This window comes from Streptomyces sp. NPDC006314 (genome assembly GCF_040613075.1).
Classification (GTDB): Bacteria; Actinomycetota; Actinomycetes; order Streptomycetales; family Streptomycetaceae; genus Streptomyces.
In genome coordinates this window covers 23,706-36,381 of sequence record NZ_JBEXRL010000035.1, presented here as the reverse complement: position 1 = coordinate 36,381, position 12,676 = coordinate 23,706, and the positions used below count along the sequence as shown (strand labels likewise).

Sequence of the window (12,676 nt, the reverse complement as noted above, 5' to 3'; positions counted from 1 at the left end):
CGCCATGACCGACCTCATGGCCCGCCGCCTCACCGGCGAGAACACCATCTCCTGGCGTGACCCGACATCACGCAGCCAAAGGCCTATCTCGGGATAAAACAACGGGTGAAAACGACCTCTGAACATGGGGGCGGCACGCGGATCCGACAGCCGCCACCGCCTCCCGTCGAGGTCGAACATCCGGGCCGGGCCCGGGGCCGGAGTTGGGGCCGGTGCCGCTTGACGCCGGGCGCCGGGTTGCCGGTTCGCCGCCAGAACCCGGAACGACATCACCTCGGCGGTCCGCGAGACGTGGTGCACCCACCGGTGGACCCCCGGTTGCTGCACCGCGGGCAGGGCGTCGTTGAACACATCCGTGCAACAGACATTGGCGCCGTCGCGCGATGGAGCCATGCCGTCGTTGCTCGGCATCCGCAACCGGTGCCAGCAGGTTCTGCGCGGTCCGCCCATCCGCCCGAGGCCAGCTCATCCATACAGGACCGGAGGTGTGGCATGGCCCGGTTGGCGGGCGGTGAGGTCGAGGGGTCAGTTCTGGCAGGTGCTGTCGTGGGAGGGGAGGACACCGGTGCTGAGGTAGTGGTTGACCGCCTCGTCGATGCAGGCGCTCCGCGGAGCGAAGAGTCCTCCGTAGACGGTGTGCCGGAAGGCGCCGCGCAAGGTGACCAGACGGGAGTTCTCCAGGTCGTGGTGGGCGGCCAACTGGCCCTGGTACACGGTCGCCGGGTCACCCGTGTCACCCACCATCAGTAGTGGCACGCTGTTGTGCACGTCGGTGGGGGGCTCCGCGGGGGTCGTAGGCCAGAAGGTGCAGGGGGTCACGGTCCGGGTGAGGGGCCCGAAAACGGGGTCGTCGGCGCGGTGCTGCCGGATGTCGCGGTAATAGGTTTCCGGGTCGCGGGAGGCGGCTGCCCGGTCGGCGCACTCGATGGCGGTCTGGACGGCGAACGTTCCGTCCGCGTCCGGGGCGGCCAGGTCGGTCAGGACCTGGTCGAGGGTGGGGGTGGGCCGGACCGCGTCGCCGTGGGCTGCACGTACCAGCACCCTGACGTCAGCGGAGTAGCTCGCGTACGCCTCGTCGCCGTCTCCCGCGGTGACGTTCCACAGGAGCTGGGGCAGGTTACGACTGCTGACCGTGTGGGTGCCCACCTTGACGGGAGCCCGGCCGATGGTCTGGTCGAGCCGGCTGATGGCGTGCATGACCTGGGCCGTGGTGGAGCCGAGGTGGTACGTGGCGTCGCGGCGGGCTGCCCAGGCCGCCCAGTGCCGTAGCGCTCGGGTGATGGACGGGCCGAGGGTGCGGGGCAGATCGGGCCCGAAGGCGTCGGCGTCCAGGGTGCTGTCGAGCACCACGCGGTCGGTGCGGTGCGGGAAGAGCTGCGTGTAGACCTGTCCCAGGTACGTGCCGTAGGAGGAGCCGAGGTAGCTGATCTTCCGCTCGCCGAGGGCGGCACGTATGACGTCCATGTCGCGGGCCGCGTTGCGGGTCGAGGCGTAGGGCAGAACGGAGCGCCGGCTGTCGCAGCGTGACGCCAGATCCTTGGCCAGCCGCACGGTCCTGTCGAATGTGCCGCGGTCCGCTCCGGCGGAGCCGATGGTGACAGCCGGCCAGTGGCAGTTGAGGGGTGTGCTGCGTCCGACGAACCGGGGGTCCATGCCGATCACGTCGTAGCGGGCGGCCAACGCAGGAGCCGCGCGACGCAGGCGCAGGGCCAGGTACCGGACGGGCAGGCCGGGCCCCCCGGGGTTGTAGAGGAGCGTGCCGTGCCGGTGGGCGGTGTCTTTGGCCGGCAACCTGGAGACGGCGATCTTGATGGTCCGGCCGTCGGGACGCCGGTAGTCCAGCGGCGCGGTGAGCTCGGCGCACCGGGCTCCGGCCCCGTCCAATTCCGCGCCCTCGGTGTCCTTCGGCCCGTCCTTGCAGCTGTGCCAGATGATCTCCTGGTGCTCGAATCGTGCCAGCCCGTCGTCTCCGGGCGGGGTGGCGCCCCGGGGCGTGCACGCGGTGACCAGGGACGCGCTCCCCAGAACCGCCACGACGGCAGTCACAGCTGTCCTACGGACTCCCAACATGACTTCTCCTGATGTTCGTTCGACGTCAGATGCGTGATCGGCAGCGGGCACGTCAGCTGCTCCGCATGTCGCCTGCCGAAGCTAGGCCGCGGGACCTGTTCGGCACATCAGCTCACGGTCGGTCATCCAAGCTCCGCGCCCACGACGGCGCAGTCCTTGAGACGGATGCCTTGTACGGTGCTGTGACCTGCCGTTTCGACGGTTGGGGCGTGTCACGTGCGACGTGTCGTCTGCGACTGCGGGTGGGATGTGAGGGCTCAACGCGTCCGGCCGCCGCGCCGGGGGCCCTTGCGGAGCGGAACGGGGTCGCAGGTCGAGGGCCGATTTTGCCACTGGGGTAGGACCGTCGCTCCTCCTGAGGAAGCAGTTCATGAGAGGCGGGTTCAGACGAGGGGCTCATGCCGCCGTGGCACCAGCGGTCTAGGGTTGTCGACCGTCACCACCGACACGTTCGTACGACCTGTACGACCGTCGCAGGCGTCATCCACGGGGGAACGAGCGCGTGATCTCAGCAGCAGCTTTCAACTGGCGCGTCCTTACGGCCCGGTGACCGGATGACACCGCTTCGCGTCCACGCATTTTTGTCCACCCGGTCGGCAACGGCCGTGTTTCATGCCGGTGCTCGGATCATCCCGCCCCTGGCCTGGGATGTCCTGCTGGTGGCTGCGCTGGGGGTGGCCACGCTGCCCGCGGTCACCGCTGAACCCGCGGCAGTGGCGGTCAGCTCAGGTCTTCTGCTGCCGCTGGTCTGGCGCCGCCGGGCTCCCTGGCCGGTGTTCTGCGCCGTGGCCGCCGCAGCGTTCGCTCAGTGGCTGCTGGGCTACCAACTACCCGCTGAGATCAGTCTGCTCGTCGCGCTCTACACGGTGGCCGCGTACACGACGCGGCAACGCCTGCTCTTGGCCTGCCTCGTCATGGAGGGCGGCATACTGCTGGCCTGCCAGCGCTGGGCGCCTGAGGGACGCTCGCTGTCCACCACCGTCGCGCTCAGCGCGCTCGCCGCTGCTGCCGCCTCCCTGGGCGCGAACACGCGCGCCCTCAGAGAGCGGGCAGCACAGCTCCAACGCGAACGGGACCAGCAGGCGCGGCTCGCAGTGGCCGAGGAGAGGAGCCGCATCACCCGCGAGATGCACGACATCGTCACCCACAACTTGTCCGTCATGGTCGCCTTGGCCGACTCCGCTCCCTACGCCCAGTCGGCCGACACGTCATCAGCCGCACTGCGCCAGATCTCCGAGACCGGCCGGCAGGCGCTGACCGACATGCGGCGCTCCCTTCACCTTCTGAGGACCGACGAGCCGGACGCGGAGCGACATCCGCTGCCCGGCATGGCCGAATTGGAGAGCCTCGCCGAGCAGATGCGCCGTGCCGACTTGCCGACCCGTCTGGAGATCAGGGGGGACCCGACCTCCGTTCCCGTCGCCGCACAACTGACCGTCTACCGCTTGGTGCAGGAAGCCTTGACCAACACGCTCAAACACACGCCTCGCGGTACCCGGGCGCGCATCAGGGTCCATTGCCTGACCGACACGGTCACGGTCGACGTCACGGACGACGGACCGCCCGGGGGGAAGGCCGACGCCGCCTCAGGACTCGGTATCCGCAGCATGCGCGAACGAGCTGCCGCTCACGGCGGGACGCTGCGGGCCGGACCGCTGCCGAGCGGTGGCTGGCAAGTCGCCGCCCGCCTCGACCTCGGTCGTGAAGCGGACGTGGTGGCGTGACCATCCGCGTTCTCCTCGCCGACGACGAGGCACTGCTGCGCATGGCCTTCACCACGGTGCTGGACGCCCAGCCGGACATGAGAGTGGTCGGGGGCGCCGCGAACGGTGACGAAGCGATCCGGCTGGCCCGGCAGTTGCGCCCCGACGTCGTCCTCATGGACGTCCGCATGCCCGGTACGGACGGTATCGAGGCGACCCGTCGCATCACCCGGGTCTCACCGCAGAGCAGGGTACTCGTCCTCACCACCTTCGACCTCGACGAGTACGCGTTCGCCGGGCTCAGGGCCGGTGCGGCGGGGTTCCTGCTGAAGAACGTGCGGCCCGAAGTGCTGCTCACCGCCATTCGCGACGTCGCCGCCGGGGATGCGGTCGTCTCTCCCCGGATCACCCGCCGGCTGCTGGAGAAGTTCGCCCCGCACATCCCCGGTGATTGCAGCGACCGGCAGCAGGAACGATTGCGCCTGCTCAGCACCCGCGAACGCCAGGTCCTCGTCCAGGTGGCCCGCGGCCTGTCCAACGCGGAGGTAGCGGCCACGCTGTGCCTCGCGGAGGCGACCGTGAAGTCCCACCTGGGGCGCATCCTTCACAAGCTCGAACTGCGCGACCGCGTCCAGGCGGTGGTCTTCGCCTACGACAGCCGCATCGTCCACCCCGACTGAACTCGACCCATCCGTGCACAGGCCGGCCGTTGCACAGCGTCCGGCGAACGAGACGACCCAGCGGCCTCCTCGGCACCGTCACAACGGGCCCACGCCCGGTGGCCAGACCCTGCGGCCGAGTGGTCGCGCGTGGGCGTCCTCGTCCGCGGTGCCTGCCATCCCCCGGGCCGGCTCGCCGTTCTCGTCGCCCGGTGTCGGGTGACCGGGCTGGGTGATGCCCGCCGCCTGGGTCAAGGAAGGCGAGGTAGGTGTTCGTGGCTCTGTTCACGTTCAGCGACGGCGTTTGTCGACGGATATCAACGGCGCTTGGCGGTCGGCGGGCTCGCGGATCACGAGGAATGAAGTCACCGGGACCAGCGCGGTTCGTAGCTTCTGTGGGGATGCAGAGCGCACGCGGAACGTGCCCGAACTGCTGGTGCGGGCCGGTCTTCGGCCGTGGCGCCTTCCGGATCTTCAAGCTTGTGGGGCCCATAGGCGTCGTCGCGGAAGAGGGTGAAATTGCCCGCGGAGCGGGCCTGCTCCAGGACCGTAGCGCCGGGGAAGGCGCCGGGTTTCGGGTGAGGGCTTCGAGATAGTGGTCCGGGTCCAGTCGGCAACTGTCCTTCGCGATCAGAAGCACGCGATCGTCCGCGAGCCGGGCCGGTCCCGAGGGATCCGTCTCACATGACCGGTCCCGGCCGCTACCACGTGCTGCTGGAGCTGGACGGCCGGCCGGTTAAAGGAGTGCTGGCACGGCCTGGCCGCCGATGGTCAGGTGGGGGCGCAAACCCCCGCCCCGGGTCGCGGTGTCGCCTCCGCCCAGTTGCGGAACCACCCACACGGCCCATCCTGAAAGTGGGCGCACGATCGCGGGGCGAGCACTGCTTGCAACCAATCCACCCAGCAACGAGCCTGACGGGGAGGGATCGACGATGCCACCAGTGCCGCAGATCCGCCGGATCATCTTCCACGACGAAGAGATCGGCATGGGCTTCAACAGCGAATCCGGCCTCGCGGTGGGTAGCGCCCTGGAAGCCTTCACCGTCGCAGAAAACCCGACCTCCCCCGGTGCGGAAGTCACCGCATCGATCAGCATCATCAACACCCACGATGACCTCCAGGAGAACCTGGGTATGTCCTTCGAGGCTCAAGGTCGCTACGGCTTCTTCTCCGCCTCCGCCAAGGCCAAGTTCTCCGAATCGACCAGATTCAACTCCACCTCGACCTTCCTGGTCGCCCGGTGCATCGTGGACAACTCCCTGCGCCGGGGGAAGAACTTCAAGGTCACCGAGGACGCCAAGGCGCTGCTCAAGGCCAACAGGTTCGACGAGTTCAAGCGGGCCTTCGGCGACAGCTTCATCCGCGGACTGCAGACCGGCGGGGAGTTCTACGCGGTCATTAGGATCACATCGGTCTCCACCAGCAAGCAGTCAGAGCTGGCTGCCACCCTCCAAGCCGAGGCCAACGGACTGGTGGGGAGCGGAAAATTCAAGGCCGACTTCGCGAGGGCGAACAGCAGCGCAAGCACCCGGTCGGAGTTCAGTGCCACCATGTACCAAAAGGCGGGCACCGGGACGCAGATCTCTCCGACCGTCACCATCGACGACGTCATGCAGCGGTTCAAGGCGTTCCCGGAGATCGCCAGAACGAGCGCGGCGGCCTATGAGGCGGAGGTGGCCACCTACGACACGCTGCCGCTGCCGCTGCCGACCCCCGAGGAGCGGGACGACTTCCTGCTTGCCTTGGCCGACGCGCGTGAGAAGAAGCTTCGTTACATTCAGATCCGCAACGACCTGGAGTTTGCGCTCCGAAATCCGGTGTTCTTCCAAGATCTTCCCTCGCCCGAAACCCTGAATGGGGCCATCGCGGGGTACACGAGGCTGATCAACGTGGTTATGGCGCACGCCATCAAACTCTCCCGAGGCCAGCTCAGCCCGCCGCAGCTGTTCGATCCCGCTGCGCTCACACCGCCCCTCAGTGAGCCGGCCCCCATCCCGTTGACGAGGAAGCCGGCCGAGGAGCCGCGTCTTGCGCTCACGGCGGGTCCGAGGTCGTCTTCGAACATTCCAAACCGCGTGTTCGATGTGCCGGATAGTTTCCAGGCCACCGTCAAGCTCTCGCTCCGGTTTGCAGAACCGTCGATCAGCTCAGCCCGCCACGCCGGTATCGCTCTGCTCTCCCCGGGCGGCGTCTATTTCGGTGTGAGCAAGCGCATCGATTCGGGCGGGCAGCTTGTCGGCATCATCCATGGGAGCGTCACCGGGGACGGCAGCATCGCGGACGGGAGCAGCAGCACGACGGGCGCGGAGCAGCATCTGGTCTTCCGCCCCGAGCCGTCGTTCTTCGACGAGACCGTTCACTTGAGGATAACCGTCCGGGATCGGAAGATTCGCGTAGCCGAATTCAGCAGGGACGGAGTTGAGTTCACCAGCATTAGGTTGCGTCTGATTCAGAGTGACCGCCCTTCAGAGAAGAAAAAGCTGGCCCTCTTCGCGTTCTCGGGAGATGACACATCGTTCACCGCGAGTTTTTCCGAACCTCAGATCGTGGATCTGGCGGCTCCGCAGGGGTAGGCGGGGGAGCCCGCAGGCCATCCGAGTCGGGGCCTGGTTTCCTGGAATCTCTGGCGTTCATCGCGGAATGCCTATGCGATCGATAGTGGCACATATAGGGACGTCATGGTAGATCCGCAATCTCTTGCCGCCGACCTCGCACGCAGGGGGCACAGGTCACTCTTCGAGTCGCAAAGCGTGATCAGCGGGAGTCGGGTCATCTGCGGCTTCGCCCCCGGTGAGCGAGGAGGTCGGCATGGCCATCAGGCCGAAGGTCACGACGCTGGCATCGGCAACGGTGACCGGTCTCAGCGAGGCCAACGGGATCAACAACGCCGGGGTTGGGGTCGGCCAAGACGATACGGTCTTCCCGTTCGTGTGGCGCCCCGCCCAACCCAACGGCCCAACGGGCATGCCGACCCGACTGTCGATCCCGCCCACGGGCAATGGTCCCAGCACTGCCACTGCCTTCGCGATCAATAACAACGAACAGATCGTGGGTTTCTCCGACGCCCTAGACGCCAACGGAACGCCCGTCGAGCGCGCCGTGTTGTGGACCGCAGGCGCCGTGCAGGACTTGGGCACGCTTATCCCCGACCCGGCTAATCCGGGCAGCTTCCTAGGCAGCAGTCGCGCGATCGACATGGCAACGACGCCGGCCAGATCGCCGGCAAATCCGACACGGCCCTCGGCGTCGAGCACGCCTTCCTGTTCGACCCGGCGCTGGGAGGCATGCGCGACCTGGGCTCGCTGATCCCCATGAGCATGTTGCCCGGCACCCCCGACCCCAGCCGCGCCACCAGCATCAACAACAACGGCGACGTCGTTGGGGTCTCAACCGCCCTGGACCCCAGCGGGAACATGGTCGAACGCGCATTCCTGCTCCCGAAGCTGATACCCGATCCTGCCAATCCCGGCGGTTTCCTCGACAACAGCGGTGCGTTCGGCATCAACGACCAAGGTCTGATCATCGGCACCTCAGATGCCGGCACAGACCCGAGCGGCAATCCGCTGACCGGCGCGGCCCAATTCGTCAACGGATCGCCGCCCAGCGCTTTGCTGCCGCTGCACAGCGACGGTTTCGATGTGGGATCCAGCGGCCACGTCGTGGGCAGCTTCGGCGTCCCGGCCAGGGGCTTCGTGCTCCACAGCACGACCGGCCTGGTCGACCTGACAGCGTTCGCCGCCACGCCGGGCATGACGATCATCGGGGGCACCGGAGTGAACGCCTCGCGCCAGGTCACCGCTCTAGCGGAGGTCAGCGGCTCCACCGTAGGGGTGTTGATCACACCGTGACGGCGGCCGTGGTCCTCCAACCAGCACACCACCGATTGCCGAACCACCTATACGGCCCATTCCGAAGGAGGCCACACGTCCCCGGCTAACACGCCGGCTACGAATCCACACGCCGACGAACCTGACCCGAAGCAGGAGGGATGAAGATGCCGCCAGCACTCCGGGCACGCCGGATCATCGTCAACGACGACGGTGGTACCCGGCAGCTCGCCTGCGCCATCGTTCACCCGCAGCGAGGAGACGATCATGTCCCTGCTGGTCCTTGAGGGAACCTTTCGCGTGCCCGGTGCCATCGCCGACGGGGGCACAGTCCGCTTCGCCCCAGACTCCCTAGACGCCTGGCATGCCCTCGAAGGCACACATCAGGTCGCTATTGATGCCGACGGGCACGCTAACGTGCGCCTGTATGGCGCCGACACCTTGGAGACGGACTTCCGACGCGCACCGGAAGAGTGCATCAGCCTCTAGAATTTGCCAATTTGGCCGGAACTGCGCTGATGCGCCTGGTGCTTCAGCGCAGCGCCAAACTCGTACAACCGCTTGGGGTGCGTGGGTACCTGCTGGCCCGCGGGGCCGATCGTCACGGACGGTGCGTGGCGTTCATCGGCGGCGGCCCGACGCCGGCGCCGAGCGGCACCCGCATTCAAAACACAGACGCAGCGCTGCAGCAGTCGGCCAACCTGACCTTGTTGCAGTTGGGCCTGGCCTACCCTGCGTTCGAGCGGGAACTCGACCCCGACCTGCGTACCGAGATGGCCCACGCTTCAACAAGCGCCCGCCAGGAGAAATTGGGACTGTGGCGCAAGGATCGGACGGGTACCGGAGCGGAGATCGCCGGTTTGGACTCACTGGCCAACATCGTAGTCATGCCGGCGCTGTTTCGGCGGTTGGTGGACTTTCTGGTGCGCAACGGCCCTGAGACGTCGTTGGCCGGATTCCGCGAGGATCTGCGACAACGCCACGATCAGGTCACCGTGATATCCACCGGTGAGCAGACTGACCTCGACACGCTGGTGAGGGTCTTCGGCCAGACCGTGAAGCTGGTGCATCGTCCGGAGGACCTCGTCTTCGACCAGCTGCCCTGAGACCGCAGGAGGCTGACCCGGTCCGCCTGGGAGCAACCTGATCGTGTTGTCGCGGCTGGGTGCTCATCGGCTTCAGGGCTCCCGGGTCTTCTCTCCTCTCCAGGGAGTTGCTATGGTAATGCTGCTGTTGCTGATCAGAGGCTCGTACCAGGTCGTTGGGACTCGGCCGGAGGGGGACACCGGTCCACTTCACCCCTGCCAATCCGGATGAGTGGAATTTCGTCGGCGCCGGCGGCTTCCACAGCGTCGAACCCAATGCGTCCGGCCAGGGCAAGCTGCGACTGGATGCCGTCGACACGCTGGAAACCCAATACTCCCGGTCTGGCCCCGAGGTCAGTCAGCCACCGTTCTTTGCTCACGCCGCCAGGGACGAACTGTTGAGTTGGCTGGGCTTCACCGACGTGAAACGCGCGCCGGACAAGACAGTCATTGCTGCTACGCCCGAGAGCACACCCGGGTGGATCCTCGCTCGTAGTGCGGACATCGGCGGCCGTTGCATCGCCATGGCCGGCCGCGGCACGCCCCCTGGCGATAGCGGGACAGACACCTTACTCGACGTAACCCGACTCCGCACCACCGTTAACCACCACCTGCTCAAGACAGGGCTGGCCTATCCGACCTACTACAGCAATCTCTTCCACGACGATCCCTTCCAGGACCTGCGCGCTGAGCTGACTGCCGCGGTCCATCAGGTTCCTTCCGAAGGATCAGGATTCTTCGAAGACGCGTTCTTCGAAGACGAGGTCTTCGGTGGGGTGAGCGCGAAGGCCACCTGCGCGTACCGCGCAAGCACGTCGAACGGATCGTCGTCGGCGGCAATGGGAGCGGCGGCAGCAGCGAGGACCAGGAGGCGGTGGAACGGGAGCTCCGGCTCGGGGCCTGGGTCAGCAACCAGAGATCCAGAGCCGCGACACTCACGCCCGAACGCGTCGAGCAGCTGGCCGCAATCGGCATGCGATGGTACCTGCCTATGAGCAGGACCGGTCTCGAGTCTCTTGAAGGTACGTGCTGCGTTCCTAGAGCGTTCCTTTTGCGTACCGAGTGCGTACGGATGTCCTTCGAGGTGTGCTGGCTGGGGGGTGGTTCGGCCCAGGCACTGACCCAGACGCAGGCCGCGCCCGTCAAGGGGCTGTGGACCGAGGACGTCACCCTCAGCGGGGCGACCGTCACCGGCATGTCCTCGCTCACCAACGACGTGGTAATCCTGCCGAAGCTCTTCCGACGGCTGGTGGACTTCCTCAATCTTGGCAATACCGATCTCTCCGGCTTCCCCGCCTTCCTGGCACAGGCACAGGACCGCTTTCTCATCCTGTCCACTGGCCAGTTCACAACCGGTCTCCACGCAGTGGTGGAAGTCATCAACAGCAACGTACGGATGACTCACCCCACCGAAGACCTCGTCTGGTAGTACTGCTTGGTGGCGGCGTAGTTCATGGCCCATTTGTCGGCTTGGGTGCGACGCGGGGGCGGTTTCTCGTGATCGGCTGCGGGCTGGATCCGGAGGATGTGTTCGCACAGCCATTGCTGGGCGCCGGTGAGTTTGTCGAAGCCGTGCCGCTGTGCGCGTACCCATCGTCCGAGGTCTTCGCCCTGGCATACGACCACGTCCGGCTCCGTGGGCAGCTCGCCGCCGGCCTCCAGGTGCATGCGGGTGAGGTGGAAGGCGCGTTGCCAGTCCACGGGCCAGGCGGGGCACCACGACGGGTCGATCGCGTCCAGCTGCTCACGCCGCTCCTGTGACAGCGCGCCGGCCGCCGAGCCCACCGGCAGATCTTCGGCGCGCCGCTGCTCGATCTCGGCAGCCTTGCGGGCGGCGGCCCGGGCGTTCTTGAGCCAGATGCCTACCCGGTATCCCTTGTAGGTGCCGTCTGTCGGCGCCAGGAGGTGGCCCGCCTCAGCCGCCCACCCACGGGCGGCGGCCAGGCCCTCCTCCCAGGCGACGTCGTAGTGTGACCAGACCATGCCCAGCTTCTCCAGCTGCGCGATCCGGTCCTCATCCATGTCGCCGCGGGCGTAGAACCTTCGGGCGTCGGCGATCCATTGCCCCAGCGGGAAGGCGGCGAGCGTGGCCGGCCACCCCTCGGCTTCCGCCTCTTGGCCGTCGCGGCCGGGGACGCGGTAGGTGAACGGCACGCGCAGGTCGCCGTGGAGCCGGTGGTAGAGGGTGGCGGCTTCGATGCCGCGCCGCCAGTGCTGATGCTCAGGGTGGAGCACTCGCAGGTTGATGAACGCCGCCAGCTGAGCAGGGTCACGAGGAGTGCTGAACTTCAGTAGCTCCCGGGCCGGTACCGACAGCCGGTTGCTTCGGTCACCCTCGGCAGCCTCGCCTTCCTCGCCCCATGAGCGGCTCTGTACGCCCACGGCTCTGCGCCTGGGGCTCGGCCAGTGCCTCCACGACGCGGGCGTCGTGCGCGCGGAGAGCTTCCAAGAGCCTGGCCAGGCCGGCGAACGCCCTGCTGGTGAGCATGTTGTCGGCTGTCTCCCCGGGCCCGAGCAGGACAGGGACGACCAGCGAAGCGACCTTGCCCTCGCCGGGGCGGATGCGTAGGGCGCGGCCGACGGCTTGGACGAGGTCGGGCATGGAGCCGCGGACGTCCGCGAAGTACACGGAGTCACATCGGGGCGTATCAACGCCTTCTCCCAGGACCTTCACGGACCCGAGGTAGCTCTTCTCTACGACGGTGCCATCGGTGGCGATCCCGTCGGCGAACTCGTCCAGGACGCGGCGGCGGTGGAGGGGCTTGTGCTCGCCGCACAGCCAGTTGGCCCAGATAGTGCGCGGGTACAGCTCCGGCTCGGCGGCGTGCAGCCGTTCGGCGACGTCGGGAAGGCCGGCCGCGAACGCCTCAGCTTCCTTGACGACGTGGCGGAAGACGAGCGTCCTGCGGAAACCTTCCTCGGCTGAGGCCTTCACCAGCGCGGTCTGGAGCGCGGCGAGCCGGGCCCCGCGCACCTGCTCGGATCGTGCGTCCTCGCCCAGGAGCTGGGCGGCTTGGAGCTGGGTGTCGGTGATGTCTACGCACACCACCTGGTAGGGGGCACAGATGCCCCTGTCTACGGCCTCCGAGAGCGTCAGGGTGAAACACCTGGTGCCGAACGGTGAAGCCGGGTTGTCCTCCATCGACGCGACCAGTTCGCCTGGCACACCCGGCCCGGAGTCCTCGTCCGGCTGCCACAGCCGGGGCGTGGCGGTCATGTACAGCCGGCGCAGGGCGGGGATGCGGGTGTTGTCGTGGACGACTGCCCACGGTTTCCCGATCCGGCCCGAACACCGGTGGGCTTCGTCCACGACGATGAGGTCCCACCCGGGA

Annotated in this window: 9 protein-coding genes and 3 pseudogenes; 10 read left to right on the top strand and 2 right to left on the bottom strand. The window is 67.4% G+C overall.

Annotation, left to right across the window (positions count from 1 at the left end; genetic code table 11):
- A pseudogene (locus tag ABZ079_RS35415) lies at positions 1-97 on the top strand (IS5/IS1182 family transposase); the annotation flags it as partial.
- A 428-nt stretch (positions 98-525) separates the two neighbouring features.
- Here ABZ079_RS35415 and ABZ079_RS35410 read toward each other — a convergent pair.
- The gene (locus ABZ079_RS35410; RefSeq protein ID WP_356943555.1) at positions 526-2,046 is read right to left on the bottom strand and encodes an alpha/beta hydrolase; all 1,521 of its coding nucleotides are present in this window, start codon (positions 2,044-2,046) and stop codon (positions 526-528) included.
- Positions 2,047-2,624: 578 nt separating this feature from the next.
- Between ABZ079_RS35410 and ABZ079_RS35405 the strand changes: the two genes are divergently transcribed.
- The 9 genes and pseudogenes from ABZ079_RS35405 to ABZ079_RS35365 all read left to right on the top strand — a co-directional run bounded on the left by ABZ079_RS35405 (position 2,625) and on the right by ABZ079_RS35365 (position 10,773).
- A complete protein-coding gene (locus tag ABZ079_RS35405; protein ID WP_356943554.1) occupies positions 2,625-3,794 on the top strand; it encodes a histidine kinase in 1,170 nt (389 codons plus the stop codon).
- On the top strand, positions 3,791-4,453 hold the full coding sequence (locus ABZ079_RS35400) for a response regulator transcription factor (protein WP_356943553.1): 663 nt from the start codon (positions 3,791-3,793) through the stop codon (positions 4,451-4,453). The genes ABZ079_RS35405 and ABZ079_RS35400 overlap by 4 nt, the downstream gene beginning before the upstream one ends.
- 920 nt (positions 4,454-5,373) lie before the next feature.
- Entirely contained in the window at positions 5,374-7,005 is a 1,632-nt protein-coding gene (locus ABZ079_RS35395) for a hypothetical protein (RefSeq protein WP_356943552.1), read from the top strand.
- Positions 7,006-7,240: 235 nt separating this feature from the next.
- On the top strand, positions 7,241-7,738 hold the full coding sequence (locus ABZ079_RS35390; RefSeq protein ID WP_356943551.1) for a hypothetical protein: 498 nt from the start codon (positions 7,241-7,243) through the stop codon (positions 7,736-7,738).
- The gene (locus ABZ079_RS35385) at positions 7,648-8,280 is read left to right on the top strand and encodes a hypothetical protein (RefSeq protein WP_356943557.1); all 633 of its coding nucleotides are present in this window, start codon (positions 7,648-7,650) and stop codon (positions 8,278-8,280) included. Before ABZ079_RS35390 ends, ABZ079_RS35385 begins: the two co-directional genes overlap by 91 nt.
- Positions 8,281-8,526: 246 nt before the next feature.
- Positions 8,527-8,748 carry a hypothetical protein gene (locus ABZ079_RS35380; protein WP_356943550.1) on the top strand — a complete coding sequence of 74 codons (222 nt, stop codon included), beginning with the start codon at positions 8,527-8,529 and terminating at the stop codon, positions 8,746-8,748.
- 11 nt (positions 8,749-8,759) lie between these two features.
- Entirely contained in the window at positions 8,760-9,365 is a 606-nt protein-coding gene (locus ABZ079_RS35375) for a thermonuclease family protein (protein WP_356943549.1), read from the top strand.
- A 748-nt stretch (positions 9,366-10,113) separates the two neighbouring features.
- A pseudogene (locus ABZ079_RS35370) lies at positions 10,114-10,326 on the top strand (helicase associated domain-containing protein); the annotation flags it as partial.
- A 90-nt stretch (positions 10,327-10,416) separates the two neighbouring features.
- On the top strand, positions 10,417-10,773 hold the full coding sequence (locus tag ABZ079_RS35365; protein ID WP_356943548.1) for a hypothetical protein: 357 nt from the start codon (positions 10,417-10,419) through the stop codon (positions 10,771-10,773).
- Here the strand turns inward: ABZ079_RS35365 and ABZ079_RS35360 are convergent.
- Positions 10,767-12,486 (bottom strand): annotated as a pseudogene (locus ABZ079_RS35360) (Helicase associated domain protein); the annotation flags it as partial. The gene ABZ079_RS35365 and the pseudogene ABZ079_RS35360 sit on opposite strands and share 7 nt — an antisense overlap.
- Positions 12,487-12,676 lie beyond the last annotated feature (190 nt).

Excerpts from the sequence above, each read along its gene's own strand:
- ABZ079_RS35365 (WP_356943548.1), top strand. The coding sequence starts at position 10,417 with ATGTCCTTCGAGGTGTGCTGGCTGGGGGGTGGTTCGGCCCAGGCACTG.
- ABZ079_RS35405 (WP_356943554.1), top strand. The coding sequence starts at position 2,625 with ATGACACCGCTTCGCGTCCACGCATTTTTGTCCACCCGGTCGGCAACG.
- ABZ079_RS35380 (WP_356943550.1), top strand. The coding sequence starts at position 8,527 with ATGTCCCTGCTGGTCCTTGAGGGAACCTTTCGCGTGCCCGGTGCCATC.
- ABZ079_RS35390 (WP_356943551.1), top strand. The coding sequence starts at position 7,241 with ATGGCCATCAGGCCGAAGGTCACGACGCTGGCATCGGCAACGGTGACC.